13 protein-coding genes and 2 pseudogenes are annotated in these 19,702 nt (G+C 45.8%); 7 read left to right on the top strand and 8 right to left on the bottom strand.

Going from position 1 to position 19,702, the window contains the following annotated elements:
* Window positions 1–35 precede the first annotated feature (35 nt).
* From DW083_RS05460 to DW083_RS23325, 6 genes and pseudogenes are all read right to left on the bottom strand, one after another.
* Window positions 36–1,166 (bottom strand): acyltransferase family protein, encoded by a 1,131-nt coding sequence (locus DW083_RS05460; protein WP_122331696.1) that lies wholly within the window; start codon window positions 1,164–1,166, stop codon window positions 36–38.
* A gap of 19 nt (window positions 1,167–1,185) precedes the next feature.
* Window positions 1,186–2,300: pseudogene (locus DW083_RS05455) on the bottom strand (acyltransferase family protein).
* 860 nt (window positions 2,301–3,160) lie between these two features.
* Window positions 3,161–4,237, bottom strand: a complete 1,077-nt coding sequence (locus DW083_RS05450; RefSeq protein ID WP_122331695.1) for a hypothetical protein — start codon at window positions 4,235–4,237, stop codon at window positions 3,161–3,163.
* A 21-nt stretch (window positions 4,238–4,258) separates the two neighbouring features.
* Window positions 4,259–4,636: a hypothetical protein gene (locus tag DW083_RS05445; protein ID WP_122331694.1), complete on the bottom strand. Its 378-nt coding sequence runs from the start codon at window positions 4,634–4,636 to the stop codon at window positions 4,259–4,261.
* Window positions 4,637–4,774: 138 nt separating this feature from the next.
* A complete protein-coding gene (locus DW083_RS05440) occupies window positions 4,775–7,018 on the bottom strand; it encodes a C10 family peptidase (RefSeq protein ID WP_122331693.1) in 2,244 nt (747 codons plus the stop codon).
* Window positions 6,942–7,793, bottom strand: a complete 852-nt coding sequence (locus DW083_RS23325) for a Spi family protease inhibitor (protein WP_158582091.1) — start codon at window positions 7,791–7,793, stop codon at window positions 6,942–6,944. Before DW083_RS23325 ends, DW083_RS05440 begins: the two co-directional genes overlap by 77 nt.
* 236 nt (window positions 7,794–8,029) lie before the next feature.
* On the opposite strand from DW083_RS23325, the gene DW083_RS05430 reads away from it, so the two are divergent.
* The 4 genes from DW083_RS05430 (at window position 8,030) to DW083_RS05415 (ending at window position 12,522) form a co-directional block, all read left to right on the top strand.
* Window positions 8,030–8,587: a LemA family protein gene (locus DW083_RS05430; RefSeq protein ID WP_115498669.1), complete on the top strand. Its 558-nt coding sequence runs from the start codon at window positions 8,030–8,032 to the stop codon at window positions 8,585–8,587.
* 2 nt (window positions 8,588–8,589) lie between these two features.
* Window positions 8,590–9,555: a M48 family metallopeptidase gene (locus tag DW083_RS05425; protein ID WP_122331691.1), complete on the top strand. Its 966-nt coding sequence runs from the start codon at window positions 8,590–8,592 to the stop codon at window positions 9,553–9,555.
* An 87-nt stretch (window positions 9,556–9,642) separates the two neighbouring features.
* Window positions 9,643–10,815 carry a Xaa-Pro peptidase family protein gene (locus DW083_RS05420; protein ID WP_122331690.1) on the top strand — a complete coding sequence of 391 codons (1,173 nt, stop codon included), beginning with the start codon at window positions 9,643–9,645 and terminating at the stop codon, window positions 10,813–10,815.
* Between the two features lie 12 nt (window positions 10,816–10,827).
* Window positions 10,828–12,522, top strand: a complete 1,695-nt coding sequence (locus tag DW083_RS05415) for an alkaline phosphatase (protein ID WP_122331689.1) — start codon at window positions 10,828–10,830, stop codon at window positions 12,520–12,522.
* Window positions 12,523–12,719: 197 nt separating this feature from the next.
* Here the strand turns inward: DW083_RS05415 and DW083_RS22595 are convergent, their stop codons facing one another.
* Together DW083_RS22595 and DW083_RS05410 are read right to left on the bottom strand one after the other, a co-directional pair.
* Window positions 12,720–13,052 (bottom strand): helix-turn-helix domain-containing protein, encoded by a 333-nt coding sequence (locus DW083_RS22595; protein ID WP_233551783.1) that lies wholly within the window; start codon window positions 13,050–13,052, stop codon window positions 12,720–12,722.
* The gene (locus DW083_RS05410; RefSeq protein WP_233551776.1) at window positions 13,027–13,632 is read right to left on the bottom strand and encodes a hypothetical protein; all 606 of its coding nucleotides are present in this window, start codon (window positions 13,630–13,632) and stop codon (window positions 13,027–13,029) included. The genes DW083_RS22595 and DW083_RS05410 overlap by 26 nt, the downstream gene beginning before the upstream one ends.
* Before the next feature lie 213 nt (window positions 13,633–13,845).
* Between DW083_RS05410 and DW083_RS05405 the strand changes: the two genes are divergently transcribed.
* From DW083_RS05405 to DW083_RS05395, 3 genes and pseudogenes are all read left to right on the top strand, one after another.
* Window positions 13,846–14,949 carry an efflux RND transporter periplasmic adaptor subunit gene (locus DW083_RS05405; protein WP_122331688.1) on the top strand — a complete coding sequence of 368 codons (1,104 nt, stop codon included), beginning with the start codon at window positions 13,846–13,848 and terminating at the stop codon, window positions 14,947–14,949.
* Between the two features lie 10 nt (window positions 14,950–14,959).
* Window positions 14,960–18,163, top strand: coding sequence for an efflux RND transporter permease subunit (locus tag DW083_RS05400; RefSeq protein WP_122331687.1), 3,204 nt, complete (start codon window positions 14,960–14,962; stop codon window positions 18,161–18,163).
* Window positions 18,160–19,520, top strand: a pseudogene (locus DW083_RS05395) (TolC family protein). The gene DW083_RS05400 and the pseudogene DW083_RS05395 overlap by 4 nt, the downstream one beginning before the upstream one ends.
* Window positions 19,521–19,702: the final 182 nt, after the last annotated feature.

Raw genomic sequence — 19,702 nt, 5'->3', positions numbered from 1 at the left:
TTTTTGTTTACTTTTTAGATATTCACATTTACCATTTATACTTTTAAAAATATATTGCGCTTATAAAGCAGCCACAAAATTACATAAATAATCAATGCATTCGACGCCGCAATCAAAGGTGAATAATAATTCCCGATATATTGTTCCAACCCATGAAAGAGAGATGTACCTATACACCTGAAACTAATCACATTGGCCAGCATATAGGCCACTATCGAATTCATTCCGTACACCTTCAGCCAGGTAATATTCTTCCTGTGCCCCTTATAATCGATCCAGTAATAGAACAACCCCATCAACAAGAAACAATAACCGCTACTAACCAACACCATCGAACTTGTCCAGATTTTCTTGATAACCGGCAACTGCAATCCCCACAACCAGCCCAGTACGACCATCACCGCACCGATGCCCAACAGCCACTGCCATTTGCGTTTCTGCTCCATCCCGCTCTTCAGGATATGTCCGGCAAAAAGACCGGTCAACACCGTCACGCCAAAATTCAGGCTGCTCAATATCCAGGTGTACCGGTAATATTCGGCAAACACGACCTTACCGTTCTCGACTACGGCTCCATCACGGAACCGTCCTAAAACCGTACGGTCTATCCATTCCGCCAGGTTTCCGTCCGGCGTATAATTGCCGCCACCGTAACCATCGACCGAAATGAACTGCATCGCTCCCCAATAAACCAGCAACAAGGCAACAGCCGTTCCGATCTGCACAGACAGACGCACGTGCAGGAACAGCATCGCCGCAATCAGATAGCCCATCGCAATCGCCTGCAACGTGTTCGAATAAAGATAAATGCGACCCGGATCAAGCCCTAACAGATTTCCCTGGCACATCATACCAAAAATCCAAAGCAGGACCACACGCTTGATGATACGCCGGTAAACCGCCCATTTGTCCGGCATCGCCTTATAACGGGACAGGGCAAACGGCATCGACACACCCGCCATAAACATGAAGAGCGGCATCACCAAATCCCACGAAGAGAACCCTTCCCACTTCACATGCGAGAATCCCCACAAAAAGTCATTATACCACGATGCATCGATCGCACGTCCCAACGGATGCAAAATTCCTTCCAGCGCCACCAGGCAGAACAAGTCGAAGCCACGCAACACATCGAGCGACTCCAGGCGATTAGTAACAGGTTTCATAAGAATTACGAGTTATGAATTACACTTTTAAGAATATCCGTTGACGATAGAGAAAATACAGGAATCCCCAACAAACAGCTATATAGCGATCGAGACAACCAATGGTTGGGCTGCTTCGGGCATTAGCCTTGCGATCCCGCCAAACAAAGCTTCAGAAGTAAAGGAGAAATTCACAAACTCCTGCGCCAGATAAATCGTAATCGAGTTCGTCCCGATCACCGTAAAGAAGAGTGTCCATTTACGGAAATTCAGTACATCGACAATATAGAAAAACAACGAAAACATCCAGACCGAATAAGCTCCGACCACGCAAACAAAAGAACTTGTCCACAGATTCTTATTGATCGGGAAGAAAAGTCCCCACAGCAAACCGGCCGCTAACAGCACAGCACCGGCAACGACCAGTCCGCCAACTTTCTTCTTATCCGTCAGGCCTTCCCGTTGCAACTTGATAAATTCGCCCGTAAACATCCCCAACAAAGCCGTAGCGATAGCAGGAACAGTCGAAAGGATTCCCTCCGGATCATGCACCGTCAGATGCAGGCGTCCGGGTAACAGCATGCGGTCCACATAGCCAACCAGCGAACCTTCCATCGTAAACACGCCTGCCCCATTTCCATCCGGTGCGGGAACAAAGGCGAGCAGCAACCAATATCCGACCAGGATAGCCGCTGTAATCCAGACACGCGTAATCGTCCGGGTATTGACAAATATCAACGCTCCGAACATCCACGCCAAACCGATACGTCCAAGAACGCTGGCATAGCGCTGGTGCTCGAAATCAAAATTCAGCAATCCGTTATAGATAAAGCCGAACAGGACCAGTGTCAGTCCCCGGCGAACGATCTTCTTATAGATATCGGCATCCGTCTTCCCCTGTTCCCGCTGTTTCTCCAACGAAAACGGGAACGAAATACCGGCAATAAACAAAAACAGCGGAAATATCGTGTCATGGTGCGTCAGCCCGTCCCACTTCACATGGTGCATCTGGTCGGCAATCGCCTGAAAAAAAGGATTCGGAAACAACGTTGCCAACGCAACAAAAAGGGAAGCCCCTCCCATAATAAAGAACATGTCAAACCCTCTCAGGGCATCCAGCGACAGCAACCGCCGGGATTGTTTTTGTTTTTCCATATATACTATTTGTCTTTTGAGTTGACCTTATCGATTGAAGATACAAATATAGCTTTTTTCCCGTATAAGCAAGATATATAAGAAGCAGATATCGATCGAACACCAGCTCTGGCTCACCCGATAATCATTGGGGACAACCACAAGGATGAGGCAAATTATACAATAACCCTCTTTTTTGGCGTTTTTCTATTTCGTCCGAAATCTTGATCCATTTTGGATTGACTCTTTTCACAGTTTTAATCTTCTTTACTGACAACAGATGGAGTGAGGTGCGCAGGTTGTCTGAAAAAGCGTACAATTTGATTACCGAAAACAGAAAATATCGGCAAAGTGATAAACCTTAACTCCCGGAGAATCGAATATTTGAAAATAAAACGGACGGCGTTCCAAATATCCCAAGGAAATTTAGGGGCTTTTTTGCCCTTTAGACGGTCTTCTTTCCAATTACGACCGTCCTAATCGCCATTGCGACCGTCCTAATCTTCGCGAGGTGCCGAGTGCACTACACATTAGCACGGTCATGATGGCAAAGAGGACGGTCGTAATAGCTGAAAACACTCAAAAAAGGAGAAAAAGTCCCTTTTTGAGGTCAAAAAAGCGGATTAACATTTGTTTTATTTCGGATGTCTTTCGAACCGGAAAAATACGTTTTTTACAATAAGCCCCCTCTGCCGCAGGCTCTCTTTTGCCAAATAATGAATTTATTTATCCCCAATGATTATCGGTGAACCCCAGCTCTTCCTTGATGCCGAATTGAGAAAAGACTACTGTGAAAAGAAGAGGCTATCTCATCTTTTTATTTTGAGACAGCCTCTTCAAAAAATCTATTTCAAATAATAATATAATAATGATGAAGTCTATTATTCATACTGCGATTTTGTAATCGAACATCCACGAGCCTCCCATTTTGTTCTGATCTGTCTCATTTTAGATTGAATGCTTGCATAATCAGCCGTATAATTATCATACTTCTCCGGATATGTACGCATTTTTATGAGCTGTGTCTCATAATTAGAATAGGTATTACTGTCGATGCTCCATGACGAACCGCAATTTGACGCTTTTTTATTACCTTGCTTAGAACCGCTTTTGTTATTACCGGAAGAGCCGCTATTATCACTTGCCGCTAAACCGGATGAATTACCATCACTCTGCCGTATAGTACGTGCACTATTTACCGCCCCGGCAGTAGCCGTAGCGGCCGCCGCAAAATTATCCATGATAAATCCAAATGATTGTTTATTAGCTAAACTTCTGGAGTGCTCCACATCCCTATAGTTAGCTGAAGAACTGATCACATCGTAACTGTCATCCTTAAAATTAAGAGTTTCCCATTCACCGTCATACATAAGGTAAAGGCCAACTCCCTGTTTCAGACCATTCCGAAAATTACCAAACCACAAGTCTCCGTCATTGAACACTATAACGCCAAAACCATTGAAGTTTCCATCATTCACTTCGCCCAGAAACATATTGCCATCGCTATTTTCAAACAGAGAGAAATAACGCAGCGGGCTATCATCGGTAGAACCATATGCGTTTATAGGACGATCTTCTTTGAACTTCCCGGAATAGAGAACATCACCGTTTTTGGCATAACAAACGCCTGAACCTGTTTTTTCCCCATCCTGCCAGTTCCCGACATAGACAGCACAGTTATCGCAATTGGACACAGAATTGCCTTCGGGAACCAATAACATTCCATATCCTGTCATTTCGCCTTTTGAAAAATCACCGATATACAAAGCACCGTCTTTCATCTTCAAAAGTCCCATTCCAGTACGCTTTTTCTTTATGATCTGCCCTTTATAAAGCTCTTTTCGCCCCTTGTCACTGACTACTTCTAATGATTTGCTAAAAATATCTTCTATTATATTTTGGGATAGTGATGATTGAGCCAAACAAGCGACAAAGAAAACAAATAAAATGATTCTCATATTTTCTATTATTAAAAAACTTTACTGTTGGGCATACTCAGGCAACAAGAGACACTTCTTATTATTCAATAATTTATTGGCCTCTTTTTCGCTAAGTTCCTTAAATGTATAATCATTAAAACCTTTAGACTTTATTTGAATATAATGTACGGAACCTTCCGACAAATTCAATTGAATCTCATCCGCGTAATTGTAGACTGCCCCTGTAGCCTGGTTAGTACGGGAGAATTCAAAAGAAAAAATAACCTTGCCCTCCGAATTCAGAACGCACTTCTTTTTACAAGGGGAAAAACGGGCTGCCAGATCTTTCCCTTTAGGCGTTCCTTTCATTTCAAAGGCTTCCTGGCTGTTAATCTTAACAGGAATCGGAACCCATGCTTCTACTGCAAAAACATACACAATACTTTTTGCCGAAACCATAGAGAAAGAAAGACAACTAAGGATCAAGCAAATAAAAAACATTTTCTTTGAGAACATGATGATATCCCTAATACGTGTCGGGCGCAACCTTTATTTGTTATACGATTTATAAATTAATTACAAGACGACCTTAAACACACGTTCATCTATGCGAATGACATATTGTCCTTGTGAGAGATTCACTTCCATATCTCCGGCTGTAAGAGGAAGTAATTTCGCAAACCGACCGTCAAAAGAATAAATATATGCTGTGGAGGGACGAGCGACATGAATATACAATACGCCATCTTTCCCATATACGGTTGTCTTATCTTCGGTTATTTTAGCATTATCGGTTTCTATATCCGAATCCGAAACTCTTATTAATGAGACCAACCAATTGCTGATTCCATCGACGTTATTGATCACGCTCATACGATAAAGACCAGATTCCGTAACAGTCACTTCTTCACTGATCAATGAAGAACGGAGACCGCTTCGATATGTATTCTTCTGAATCGGAGACCACCAGTTTTCATTTTCACCTGCTTTCTCCCATTCCACAATCACTTCACCGCCTTCACCTGGTAATGCTTGACCTTCAAGGAGAACGGCATTTCCTTTTTTCGTTGCCTTCAACGGATAAACCTCCAATGCTGCTTTTCCTTCCACCTTTGTTATAAATCCGGTTATATCGATTAATGTACCGTTATTTACAAATGAGGTGTACGAAGTTAACCCATCACCATAATTATTTAATAGTTGTAAATCACCATTGTTCGTAATTGTTCCTAAAGAATTCTCATTATATAAAACGATCCGGACATCTGTTCCTTTCGTAATATTCATTTGTTGGGTTTCCACTCCCTTGAATGCCGGAGCAATCACTTTCGTCGGAGAATCGATATTAATGGTTTCGACCTTCACTCCGGTCAAGGTCTTGCTACTGCTAATTGTGAGGGTTTGATCGTCTGGAACATCAGGGACATCCGGCTTATCAGGTTCTCCCGTCGATCCGGACAGTTTGAACAAAACAGTATATGTCTGATTTACTTCTCCGCTAACAGATGTAACTTCAACTGTTCCGACTGCCATATCATCCATCCAGACAGGATTTGTTATTTTAACAGCCGCTCCACTTTGGCTCGCCTCTGCATCAAGTGTTATCAGTGGTTTATCTGTTATTTCAGAAGGGAGCAGCACTGTATAAGACTTCCATTCACTATTTAAACTTATAGATCTGGAACTACCATTTAATACATAACCAAGAGAAGTTAGCGAAACATCTCCCTTCCACCAAATATCTTCCCCAGTGCTAATACCTTCTGCTGCAATATATAAATGGCCGTAAATACGTGAGATATAAAGCTCTCCAGTCTGTTCATTATAGGTGGCATAACTGGTTTGTGGCCAAGTCGAATTAATAATTATAGTTCCATAAGCAACCTGGAGGCTAATATCGTTTGCTTTAGGCAAAGTAAATCCAGGTTTGGCTATTAATTTGACTGTCACATCTTTGTTGTATTCTAACTTCTCAGGGCATTCCAGCGTCAAACCATTCCCCCTACAGTCTAATTCTGAATCATAATAAACCGTTTGATCGGATGCTGGCCCTTTGATATTGCATCTGTCAGCAATATCGGAAGAGGCGCCTCTTATCACGGTCCAATGCTCTTTATCCGTCGAATAGGCAACCATGACATTTTCATTCTCTTCCATTTTCACAATAAAGCTGGCACGAAATTTGTTTGAATATGTAACATCTAACGAACATTCGCTAATTTGTTTAATATCTTTCTTGATATTACCTTGTGCATCAGTTATTGCATAGCCGATATAGCCTTTGAATGGGACATTTCCCTTATTTTCAATACCGAAGATAACAATATCTTCCCATGTTCCGTCCAGCCTGTTCAGTTCAAATCCATCGCCTTGTGCAGATTCATATACTTGCAATAAGAACTGATTCTCCGATTCCTGATTCGGCATAATATTTATAACCATATCATGAGCGCGATTATAACCTCCCCAGACTGTATTATTCTTAGGATCGAGTACAGATAAAACATAAAAACCATTGTGTAAACCATCCCATCCCCAATTAAAGTGGTAACGGCCATAATTATCATATCCGTCGCAAATAAACGAATGTGCTATCCCATGAAAAGGATCTTGCCGGGTTTCTGTTTCAGCTCCATACAAGACCGGCCGACCATTATCCAATTCCTTATGAATCATTTGCTCCCATTCATCCCAAGAATACTCCAGATCGACAGAGTGTTGATATAAATGTTTCATCTGTTTGCTATATCCGAAAACATCTTGCAAAGCAGTCACGACATCGTCGACATAAGCGCTGCTCTCTGTTTGAAGATAATTCATTTTTATATTTGCTCCGCATTGCCACAATAATTCTGCAACTGCATTTTTTTTGTCCTTCCGTAGCAGAGTTTAAACTACTTGGCATACTATTCCAGTCATATTTTCCATAGGAAACAGAAATGTCTTTATAGGAAGAGACTGCATTAACGGTATTTGCTTGTTCCGGATAACCATGATATTTCATCAGAATAGCCATTGCTGTAGCACAACAACCGGCAGGAGCTTTTTGCCCTCCGATTGTCGGACACATCCGGTTATACGGATCATCCTGTCCCCACGTAGCAGTCTCAAGCAAAAGATTTTTCCCTGAAATAGCCTTTTGGTTGGAATTGGGATTCGTAAGATATCGTTGCCATTCGGCTTGAATCTTTTCCGAAGCTTTCATTCCGTTTTGTGTGGCGAAGTTTATCTCTTCTTGATAACCCTGCAGCCAAACCTTCAAGTTTTCCGGCATGGAAATTACATCAAAAGATCCTTTTTCCGAATAACCTAATACAGGAAACACACAATCATCACCGGCTACAATTACGAAACCATTTCCTGCTTTCACATTAAATACGTAAAAATCTATAGGCTGCTCCGATGCACGTAAACTTGTTTCCACATCAGAATAAGCCTTATAAACTAAAGTCAGATCAGAAGAACTGCGAAGACCGCTTCCTGACTGTAACAATACACTCTCTGCAACCGTGTATGCCTTTTCAATATTTATCCGTTCAGCCCCAAGTGAAAAGGGGAGCAGAAACAAAAGGGAAAAGAATAATAGCTTTTTCATATACATAACCTAATTATAAGTTTATTATTTGCACAAATAAAGCTATTTTATATTTCAAAAAGGCACGTGGTTAAAACTCACTGCCATCAAGCGGTAGAATAATCATACATCCGGTTATTTTTAAGGGTTATCCGGTTGTTTTTATATGCCTAAGATATTATCCGCATAGTCGTTCATTGAAACATATATAAAATAATTTCGTATGTTTGCACCCATAACATAAACAATAAAGACTTATGACAGCAATCATTCTAATAGCGGTTATCGTGATCTTAGGAATCTGGATCGCTTCTTTGTATAACTCGTTGGTGAAACTCCGGAACAATCGTGAAAATGCATTTGCCGATATCGACGTGCAGCTTAAACAGCGCCATGACTTGGTCCCTCAATTGGTCGAGACGGTCAAAGGTTATGCCGCACATGAGAAAGAGACTCTCGAACGCGTGATCAATGCCCGTAACGGAGCAATCGGTGCCAAGACGATCGATGACAAGATCGTGGCTGAAAATGCACTGTCTTCCGCACTTGCCGGATTGAAGATCACGCTCGAAGCCTATCCGGACCTGAAGGCAAACCAGAACTTCCTTCAGTTGCAGGAAGAAATCTCCGATCTGGAAAACAAACTGGCAGCCGTACGCCGCTATTTCAATTCGGCTACGAAAGAACTGAATAACGCAGTCGAGACATTCCCGTCGAACCTGATCGCCGGTATGTTCGGTTTCAAGAAAGAAATCATGTTCGACTTGGGCGAACAACGCGCAACACTCGAAGAAGCACCTAAAATCAAATTCTAAGAATGCAATACGTAGGTATACAAACCCAGCAGAGCAGGAACAACTTACGTTCCCTGCTCCTGCTTTGTCTTTTCCCGGTATTAGTATGCGTGTTGACGCTGATGTTCTGCTACTTGTTTGTTATGGTATCCGAAGCAAGCAACCAGCCGGACGTTACACTTACACAATTAGCGATGAGCGTATTCGTACAGATCGCCCCTTATGTCTTGGGCGGCGTACTGATTTGGTTCATCATCGCCTATTTTGCCAATACCAGCATTATCAATTCGGCAACCGGCTCGCAACCGCTGTCGCGAAAAGAGAACAAACGGGTGTATAACCTCGTCGAAAACCTTTGCATGAGCCAGGGGATGAAGATGCCCCAGATCAATATCATCAATGACGACTCCCTCAACGCTTTTGCCAGCGGGATTAATGAACGCACCTACACGATCAGCCTCTCACAAGGGATTATCGAGAAACTCGACGATCCCGAGCTGGAAGCCGTCATAGCCCACGAACTGTCGCATATCCGCAACCACGACGTGCGCCTGCTTATCATCTCCATCGTCTTTGTCGGCATCTTCGCCATGTTAGCGCAAGTAGCCATGCGTTCCGCCTATTATTCTTCGATGAGTAGGAAAAGGGATGATAAAAACGGAGCGGCACTCCTCATGATCCTGATTCTTATTGTTGCCGCCGTCGGTTACTTCTTTTCTATGCTGATGCGCTTCGCCATCTCCCGTAAACGGGAATACTTAGCCGATGCGGGCTCAGCCGAGATGACTAAAAACCCGCTTGCCCTGGCCAGTGCACTCCGCAAAATATCGGCCGACCCGGACATCGAAGCAGTCCACCGCGAAGATGTCGCACAACTTTTCATCCAGCATCCGGGCAAGCAAGCCAAAAGCGCACTAAGCGGACTGAGCGGTCTTTTTGCCACCCATCCACCGATCGAAAAGCGGATACAAGTGCTCGAACAATTCTAAATTTAACGGAGATTTAACCCGAAGAATCATTCCAATCCCGGCATTAATTTAATATCTTTGGTGCCGGATAAAAATTAAGTGTTGGAAATGATACAAAAAGAATTGATTGGCGATTTCAAACTGAAATGGGATCGCATACAGCAGGCAATGCAAAAGATGAACGCTGACGGATGCCTGCTCACCGTAGATGTAAACCTGTATTATACAACCGGACGTATCTATAGCGGATACTTCTACCTCCCGGCAGAAGGCGCTCCCTGGTTCTTCGTGAAACGTCCGAACGGTCTGACCGGCGACCAGGTGGAATATATCCGCAAGCCGGAACAAATGGCCGAACTGTTTGCCGCTCACGGACTGAAGATGCCGGAAAAGCTCCTGCTCGAAGCAGACGAGCTGACCTACAACGACTATATGCGCCTGCAAGCGATCTTTAACCCGAAAGAGACGGCCAACGCCACTGCACTGATGCGCAACCTGCGACAGATAAAGACACCGCACGAGATCGAAATGTTCCGCATCTCAGCCGAACGTCACGCCAAGACATACGCCGAAATCCCCGAATGTTTCCGACCGGGAATGACAGACCTCGAGTTCCAGTACGAGATAGAAAGACGGATGCGCAAGAACGGCTCCATCGGAATATTCCGCGCCTTCGGTGCCAATATGGACATCTTTATGGGAAGCATTCTGGCGGGAGACAATGCCGAAAGCCCCTCTCCTTTCGACTTCGCCTTAGGTGGCGGCGGAATGGATGCGTCCTGCCCGTTAGGTGCAAACGGAACGGTTCTGAAAGACGGGACAGCCATTATGGTAGATATGGCAGGAAACTATACAGCTTACATGACGGATATGACACGCGTCTTCTCCGTCGGCCGCCTGACCGACCAGGCTTACCGGGCACACCAGACAGCCTTGCTCATCCAGAGCGAGATCGAAAACATCGCCCGTCCGGGAACGCCTTGTGCCGAACTCTATAATATCGCCGCCAAGATCACTGAAAACGAAGGTCTCGGCGCCTATTTCATGGGAACCCTGCAGCAGGCGAAGTTCGTAGGCCACGGCATCGGAATCCAGATAAACGAACTTCCGGTCCTGACGCCCCGTTCGAAAGAACTGCTCGAGCCGAACATGGTATTCGCGCTCGAACCGAAATACGTGATACCGGGCGTCGGTGCGGTCGGCATCGAGAACAGCTTCCTGGTTACGGAAACCGGACTGGAAAAGATTACGCAGTTTAAAGAGGATATCATACAACTATAAAATCACAAGAACATGAAAAGAACAATTACACTTTTCCTGCTGCTGGCCGTCATCTTCATGCCGGCAAAGGCCCAGGATGTAGAAAACGTCAAACCGGTGAAGAATGTCATTCTGCTGATACCGGACGGAACATCGTTGGCAACAGTCTCGATGGCACGCTGGCTGCAATGGTACAACAACCCCGATCAGCCGAAACTGAACATCGACCCGTATCTGTGCGGAACGGTCCGCACGCATTCTTCCAATGCTCCGATCGGTGACTCCGCTCCTACGACGTCCTGCTACATGACCGGACAGCCGAGCCGCACAGGTTACGTCTCCACCTATCCGGAAAACGACGGAGACAACGACATCTACCCGACCGATCCGGCACGCGCTTTCCAGCCGCTGACAACCGTCCTCGAAGCAGCCAAGATGCTCCAGGGCAAATCGACCGGTCTGGTTTTCACCTGCGAATTTCCGCATGCAACGCCGGCCGACTGTTCCGCCCACAGCTACAATCGCGGCAAGTATGAATGGATCGCTCCGCAGATGGCTCACAACGACCTCAACGTCGTAATCGGCGGCGGTGTTTCCCTGCTCCCCGAAGAAAGCGAAGCCTACCTGAAAGGAAACGGCTATGGCGTCTTCAAAAACGACATCAACGGCATGCGCAGTTACAAAGGCAATAATATGTGGGCTTTATTCGGCGACAAAGAAATGGCCTACGACATCGACCGTAATCCGGCCGAACAGCCTTCTCTCGAAGAGATGACACGCAAAGCGATTGAAAAGCTGTCCCAGAACCCGAACGGCTTCTTCCTGATGGTAGAAGGCAGCAAAGTTGACTGGGCTGCACACGCCAACGATCCGGTCGGTATGGCAACCGATTTCTTAGCTTACGACCGCGCTTGCGGTGCCGCTTTGGAATTTGCCCGCCAGAATGGTGAAACAGCCGTTATCATGGTTCCCGACCATGGCAACAGCGGCATCAGCATCGGCCGTCGCGACTGTACAGGCTACGACAAACTGTCCAAAGACCAGTTGTTCCACCAGTTCTCTCTCTATAAGCTGACAGCCGAAGGATTTGCCAAAAAAGTAAACAGCCTGCCAAATTCCGAAGTACAGAATATCTTCCGCGAATATGCCGGTTTTGAACTGACACCCGAAGAGCTGGATGCCTTGAACCACTGCAAAGACTACAAGAATAGCCCGATCCCGGCAAGCGAACGTTCGACAGACGGTAAAGGTTCGCTTTACAGCGGTTCCCTGACCTCCTTCATGTCCAAACTGCTCACTTCCAAAACATGCTTCGGGTTTACGACTGGCGGCCATACCGGAGAAGATGTGTTCCTGGCCGCTTATCATCCGGATCGCGAAAGCCTGCCGGTCGGTATGCACACCAACATCGAGTTGAATCACTATCTCTGCGCCTTGTTCGGCATGACACACGGCACATTAGAAGATTTGACCGCCCAAAACTTCGTTCCCCACACAGAGGTCTTCAAAGATTTCAAATGCGAAATTATCCCGGCAAAAGATGAAAAAGGCTCTCCTTCGCTGGTGGTAAAGAACAAAAAGAAGCAAGTCAATATTACCCCGTTCAGCAACATCGTGACACTCGGCAAGAAAGGCCAGGAAGAAGTTCGCCTGAACTCGGTAGTCGTATATGTTGACAAAAACAATACATTCTACCTGCCGGCTAAACTGGTCGAATATCTCCAATAAACATAGAGCCAAACAAAAAAAGGGGATGTGTCAAAAGTAAGTTCTAACGCTTTAGCGTGTCATTGCGGGCTTGACCCGCAACCTCATACTAAACTGATTTACAAGATTAGGATGAGATGGCGGGTCAAGCCCGCCAGGACACAGACGCTATAAATAGGACTTTTGACACATCCCTTTTTTGTTTAGTCCAATATTGTTCAATTTTCCTCCGAATTCCTATAGTTCGACGGAGACATGCCCAAATGAGCTTTCACATATTTTCCTAAGAAAGATATATTGGAAAAATTAAACTCTTCCGCTATCTCCTTGATTGACTTCTCCGAATGCTTCAGCTGGTATTTTATAAGCTCTATGGTATGTTCGTTTATCAAATCCAGCGGTCCCCTTCCGCATACTTGTTTAATCACTTTGGATAGATACTTAGGCGTATAGAAAAGTTCATTCGCATAATACTGTACGGAACGGTGAGATCCGTTGTCCATTGACAATTTCTCCATAAACCTCTTAAAGATATAATCCGCCTGCTTCATCCCGTCCTTCATTTTTTTTCGCTTCTGCCGGATGATCGACATTCATTTTCAGATCGGCTATCATCTCACAAAAAAGGGCGGAAAACAGATATTGCATGATCTCCTTTCCATAATACAATTGAGGCTCTTGATTGATCTTCTCTATGATTAAATCCGTATATAATTTGAAAATCAAATTATCGCTTTCTTCCACATATTTAACCGGATTATTATATACATATGAAATAGTATTCCATGTTTCTTTATCCATCTTTACCGTCCTTTGAAGAAAGCGGGTCGAGAATCCCATAATGCTTATTTTATGTTTGGGACTGATCAATGCATGACTTAAAACAGCAGTAGGTAAACAAATCATCATATGATTGGCTTCAAGCAAATAAGTCTTGGTATTCATTTCCAACTGCACACATCCTTCAATGCAAAATATGACAAGGAAGCAATTCAGTCTCACCGTATCATTACTGTTAGGAAGATTTTCCAAACTATTTATAACAACGAAGTCATCATCCACATAATCAATTATATGACTATTGGCCTTAAAATCTTCGATACCGATTGTCGTAACTGTCCCTTTTTTCATACTCATATTATTTATGACGACAAAGATGTGAAATATGATCATAAGGAAAGTGTTTTATTTCCCGCCATTTATGTTCTATTTTACTCCTAAAATAAGAAATAGTACTACATCAAACTATAATTAGCGAAAATAGAACATCTTTGGCGAAAAATAAATAATAGTCACTGTTCTACTTTCACCTACCTTCGCCCCCATCATTTAAATAGTAAAGAAATGGCAAAAGTAAGTGAGAAATGGATTCAACTGATAGGGATTATCAGTTGTGTATTATGGTTTACATCCTGCAAGCAAACACCGGATGTACAGATGAACCCTAATTATGCAATCATGAAAGTAACTCCTACCGATAAGGAACTTTCGACTGCTTATTCGGCGACAATTCGCGGACGTCAGGACATCGACATTTATCCGCAAGTATCCGGAATGATCGAAAAGCTCTGCGTATCGGAAGGACAAAAGGTCCGACGCGGACAAGTGCTGTTCATCATTGACCAGGTTCCTTATAAAGCGGCATTAAAGACAGCCATCGCAAATGTGGAAGCCGCAAAAGCAGGATTGGCTACAGCCGAACTGACCTATAATAGTGCGAAAGAATTGTACGCTCAAAAAGTCGTTTCAGAATTTAATCTGAAGACAAGCCAGAACACCTATCTGACAGCTAAAGCACAGTTATCACAAGCCGAAGCGCAAGAGATCAACGCCCGCAACAACTTGTCATACACGGAAGTCAAGAGCCCGAGTGACGGAGTTATCGGCATGCTGCCCTATCGTGTAGGCGCATTGGTCGGCCCTTCCATCCCCCAGCCGTTGACGACGGTTTCCGATAACTCGGAAATGTATGTCTACTTTTCGATGACGGAAAACCAGTTGTTGAGCATGACGCGGCAATACGGGACAATGGACGAAGCATTAGCAAATATGCCGGAAGTGGAACTCCAACTTAACGACAAATCCATCTATGATATAAAAGGAAAAATCGAATCGATCAGCGGAGTCATCGACCGGCAGACAGGTACAGTCGGAGTACGCGCCGTGTTTCCCAATGAATCGCGTTTGCTTCATAGCGGAGCGTCAGGCAATGTGATTATCCCGAACACCTATAAGAACAGCCTTGTCATCCCGCAAGGGGCAACCGTGCGGCTGCAAGATCAGACAATAGTCTACAAGGTAGTGGATGGCAAAGCCGTTTCCACATTAATAACGATTGCCGAAGTAAATAACGGACGCGAATACATTGTGCTTGACGGATTGAAAGCAGGTGATGAGATCGTATCAGAAGGCGCCGGTTTGCTGCGTGAAGGAACACAAGTTAAATAAATGATCGAATATGAAAGGTAATATATTTATAAAGCGGCCGGTAATGGCTATATCCATCTCCGTGCTGATTTTGATTATCGGATTGATTTCGCTCTTTACCTTGCCGGTGGAGCAATATCCCGATATCGCACCTCCTACGGTATATGTAACCGCCAATTATACGGGTGCTGATGCCGAAGCTGTGATGAACAGCGTCATCATGCCGTTGGAAGAAAGTATCAACGGTGTGGAGAACATGATGTACATTACTTCCACGGCAAGTAATGCCGGATCAGCTGTTATCCAGGTCTACTTCAAACAGGGGACAGATCCGGACATGGCAGCAGTCAACGTGCAGAACCGTGTCTCGAAGGCCCAAGGCCTGTTGCCAGCCGAAGTAACAAGAATCGGTGTGGCTACACAGAAACGCCAGACCAGCTTCTTGCAGATCAATACATTGGTTTGCAACGACGGGCGGTATGACGAGACATTCCTTGCCAACTACCTCGACATCAACGTCATCCCGGAGATCAAACGTATCGAAGGCGTAGGCGATGTGCTGGAGTTAGGTAATACCTACAGTATGCGTATCTGGCTGAAACCGGAACTAATGGCGCAATACGGCCTTATCCCCTCGGACGTAACAGCCGTCTTGGGCGAACAAAACATCGAAGCGCCTACCGGTTCGTTGGGCGAGAACTCGAAAAACGTCTTCCAGTTCACCATGAAATATCGCGGAAGATTGAAAAGCGTGGATGAATTTAAGAACACAGTCATCCGTTCTCACGCCGACGGTTCCGTCCTGCGTCTGCAAGATATAGCCGATGTGGAATTAGGCGCCCTCTCCTATGCTTTTCACGGAGAGATGGACAGCAAACCGGCCGTAACGTTCATCGCCTTCCAGGTGGCAGGTGCCAATGCGACCACCGTCAACGAAAAGATAACGAACCTGCTGGATGAAATGTCCAAGAAGTTGCCGCAGGGAACCGAATTTGTCACCCTGATGAGCTCGAACGACTTCCTGTTCGCATCCATCCACAATGTGGTCGAAACGTTGTTTATCGCCATCATCCTGGTTATCCTCGTCGTGTACTTCTTCCTGCAGGACTTCAAGAGTACATTGATCCCATCCATATCCATCATCGTCTCGCTGATCGGAACCTTTGCCTGCCTGATGGCTGCCGGCTTCAGTATCAATATCCTGACGATGTTCGCCCTTGTGTTGGCGATCGGTACGGTGGTGGATGACGCCATCGTCGTGGTGGAAGCCGTGCAGGCGAAATTCGATGCCGGCTATAAATCACCTTATCAGGCTACGAAAGACGCCATGAGCGATGTAACGATGGCGGTTATCTCCTGTACCTGCGTGTTCATGGCCGTATTCGTGCCCGTTACCTTTATGGGCGGTACTTCCGGTATCTTCTATACGCAGTTCGGTGTCACGATGGCTACGGCAGTAGGGTTATCCTGTATCTGTGCCTTGACACTCTGTCCGGCCTTATGCGCCCTGTTGATGAAACCTTCCGACGGGACAAAGAGCGAGAAAAGCCTGAACGGACGGGTACGTGCCGCCTACAACGCTTCGTTCAATGCCATGTTGGGCAAATATAAGAAAGGCGTGCTCTTCTTCATCCACCACCGTTGGATGGTATGGACGGCATTGGTTGCTACCATCGTCTTGCTCGCCTACTTTATGAACACGACCAAGACGGGACTTGTGCCCCAGGAAGACCAGGGCGTTATGATGATTAACGTCAGTGTTTCACCCGGTAGCACATTGGAGGAAACAACGAAGGTGATGAATAAGGTCGAAGACATCATCAAACAGACAGACGAAGTGGAACACTACGCCAAGATCACCGGATACGGACTGATCGCCGGACAAGGTACTTCCTACGGTACGATCATCATCCGTCTGAAGAACTGGGACGACCGGAAAGGCAGCGAACACACCGCCAACGCCGTGATGTCACGCCTCAACGCACAGTTCCACGGAATTAAGGAAGCCCAAATCTTCTGTTTCCAGCCAGGTATGATTCCGGGCTATGGTATGGGTAACTCCATCGAGTTGAACCTTCAGGACAAGACCGGCGGCGATATGGCTGTCTTCTACGAAAACACCATGAAGTTCCTCGGCGCCCTCAACCAGCGTCCGGAAGTGGCAATGGCCTACACCTCCTATGCCATGAACTTCCCGCAGGTTTCAGTCGATGTGGATGCAGCCAAATGTAAACGTGCAGGCATCTCGCCGGCAACCGTGCTCGATGCATTGGGAAGCTATTGCGGTGGCGCCTATATCTCCAACTATAACCAATTCGGTAAAGTCTACCGTGTGATGATGCAAGCTTCGCCCGAATACCGCCTGGATGAACATTCGCTGAATAATATGTTCGTCAGAAACGGAGCGGAAATGGCGCCGATCAGCCAATTCGTCACCCTGAAGAAAGTGCAGGGAGCGGAAGTTGCCAACCGTTTCAACCTCTATAGCAGTATCACAGCCAATGTAAACCCGGCTGACGGATACTCTTCCGGTGAAGTGCAGAACGCAATCGAAGAAGTCGCCGCACAAGTCCTTCCAACCGGATACGGTTACGAATATGGCGGCATGGCACGTGAAGAAGCCGGTAACAGCGGATTGAAGACACTCTTCATCTACGCTGTCTGTATCGTGCTTATCTTCCTGATCCTGGCCTGCTTGTATGAAAGCTTCCTCGTGCCGTTCGCCGTCATCTTTTCGGTGCCGTTCGGACTGATGGGCAGCTTCTTGTTCGCCAAGATATTCGGATTGGAAAACAACATCTATCTGCAAACAGGTGTGATCATGTTGATCGGCCTTCTGGCAAAGACAGCAATCCTGATTACCGAGTTCGCCATCGAGCGCCGCCGCAAAGGAATGGGCATCGTCGAATCGGCCTACTCTGCCGCACAGGCCCGTTTCCGTCCGATCCTGATGACCGTGCTCACGATGATCTTCGGTATGCTTCCGTTGATGTTCTCCACGGGTGCAGGTGCCAATGGTAACAGTTCCCTTGGAACAGGTGTCGTCGGCGGTATGGCAATCGGAACATTAGCCCTGCTGTTCGTCGTGCCGGTATTCTATATCATCTTCGAATACTTGCAGGAGAAAATACGCAAGCCGATGGCAGAAGAAGCCGATATGCAAGTAGCGTTGGAAAAAGAAAAGAGCCAGAGTGAACGCAGCGAGTTTAATAAAGATAATAATAGTGAAGTATGAAAAAAATAATCCTGTTAACAACCGCAACTGCTTTATTGAGCAGTTGCGGCATATACAATAAATATCAACCGGCAACCACCACTCCGGACAATCTCTACGGAGAAGAAGTGATGGCAAACGACACAGTTAACTTCGGTAATATGGATTGGCGGGAACTCTTTACGGACCCGCTGTTACAAACCCTCATCGAACAAGGGTTGCAAAACAACACCGATCTGCAATCGGCCCAATTGCGCATGGAAGAAGCAGATGCCGCCTTGATGTCGGCCAAGCTCGCCTTCCTTCCGTCATTCGCCTTATCCCCGCAGGAGCAGTAAGCAGTTTTGACGGTCATAAGGCAACGCAAACCTATTCATTGCCGATTACCGCCAGTTGGGAATTGGATATTTTCGGCCGTCTGCGCAATGCCAAACAGCAGGCTAAAGCCCTCTACGCCCAGAGCAAGGACTATCAGCAGGCCGTACGGACACAGTTGATCTCCGGAATAGCCAATACCTATTATACATTGCTGATGTTAGACGAACAACTCGCCATCGCCGAGCAAACGGCAGAAGCCTGGAAAGAGACTGTTGCCTCGACCCGTGCACTAATGAACGCAGGCATGGCAAACGAAGCCGCTACCTCGCAGATGGAGGCCGCCTACTATAATGTCCAGACATCTGTCCTTGATCTGAAGGAACAAATTAACAAGGTGGAAAACGGACTCGCTTTGCTGCTTGCCGAGACGCCCCGCGCCTATGAGCGCAGCAGCCTGGAAGGACAGCAATTTCCCGACGACTTAGCTGTCGGTATCCCTATACAGATGCTTTCAAACCGTCCGGATGTCCGTGCCGCCGAACGTTCGTTGGAACAGGCCTTCTACGGGACTAACCAAGCCCGCTCTGCTTTCTATCCGTCTATCGTGTTGAGCGGAAGTGCAGGTTGGACAAACTCCGCAGGAAACATGATTGTCAATCCGGGTAAATTCTTGGCTTCGGCTATCGGCTCACTTACACAGCCGTTGTTCAACAAAGGACAAATCATGGCACAATACCGTATCGCGAAAGCCCAGCAGGAAGAAATCAGCTTAGCTTTCCAGCAGACACTTTTGAATGCGGGAAGTGAAGTAAACGATGCTTTAGTCGCCTATCAGACAAGCAAGGAGAAAACGCTTTTGTTCGATAAGCAGATTCTTTCCCTGCAAAAGGCATTGACAAGCACCTCTCTGTTGATGGAGCACGGCACGACCACTTATTTGGAAGTTCTGACTGCCCGCCAATCTTTATTAAGCGCACAGCTGTCACAAACAGCAAATCGTTTTGCAGAGATACAAAGTGTAATCAATCTTTATAAGGCATTGGGAGGAGGCAGGGAATAAACCTGCCCCTTTCCATATTTCTACTTTGAGCCATTGGGAGGATGTGTCGAAAGTAAGTTCTAACGCTTTAGTATATCATTGTGGATGTATTAAAAGTAAGTTTTAACGTTATAGCGTGTCATTGGGAATGTGTTAAAAGTAAGTTTTAATGTTATAGCGTGTCATTGCGGGCTTGACCCGCA

Source organism: Parabacteroides sp. AF48-14 (assembly GCF_003477465.1).
GTDB classification, from domain to species: domain Bacteria; phylum Bacteroidota; class Bacteroidia; order Bacteroidales; family Tannerellaceae; genus Parabacteroides; species Parabacteroides acidifaciens.
This window is presented reverse-complemented; position numbering and strand designations above follow the sequence as displayed.

Excerpts from the sequence above, each read along its gene's own strand:
- DW083_RS05460 (WP_122331696.1), bottom strand. The coding sequence starts at position 1,166 with ATGAAACCTGTTACTAATCGCCTGGAGTCGCTCGATGTGTTGCGTGGC.
- DW083_RS05450 (WP_122331695.1), bottom strand. The coding sequence starts at position 4,237 with ATGAGAATCATTTTATTTGTTTTCTTTGTCGCTTGTTTGGCTCAATCA.
- DW083_RS05440 (WP_122331693.1), bottom strand. The coding sequence starts at position 7,018 with ATGAATTATCTTCAAACAGAGAGCAGCGCTTATGTCGACGATGTCGTG.
- DW083_RS23325 (WP_158582091.1), bottom strand. The coding sequence starts at position 7,793 with ATGAAAAAGCTATTATTCTTTTCCCTTTTGTTTCTGCTCCCCTTTTCA.
- DW083_RS05430 (WP_115498669.1), top strand. The coding sequence starts at position 8,030 with ATGACAGCAATCATTCTAATAGCGGTTATCGTGATCTTAGGAATCTGG.
- DW083_RS05425 (WP_122331691.1), top strand. The coding sequence starts at position 8,590 with ATGCAATACGTAGGTATACAAACCCAGCAGAGCAGGAACAACTTACGT.
- DW083_RS05420 (WP_122331690.1), top strand. The coding sequence starts at position 9,643 with ATGATACAAAAAGAATTGATTGGCGATTTCAAACTGAAATGGGATCGC.
- DW083_RS05415 (WP_122331689.1), top strand. The coding sequence starts at position 10,828 with ATGAAAAGAACAATTACACTTTTCCTGCTGCTGGCCGTCATCTTCATG.
- DW083_RS22595 (WP_233551783.1), bottom strand. The coding sequence starts at position 13,052 with ATGAAGCAGGCGGATTATATCTTTAAGAGGTTTATGGAGAAATTGTCA.
- DW083_RS05410 (WP_233551776.1), bottom strand. The coding sequence starts at position 13,632 with ATGAAAAAAGGGACAGTTACGACAATCGGTATCGAAGATTTTAAGGCC.
- DW083_RS05405 (WP_122331688.1), top strand. The coding sequence starts at position 13,846 with ATGGCAAAAGTAAGTGAGAAATGGATTCAACTGATAGGGATTATCAGT.
- DW083_RS05400 (WP_122331687.1), top strand. The coding sequence starts at position 14,960 with ATGAAAGGTAATATATTTATAAAGCGGCCGGTAATGGCTATATCCATC.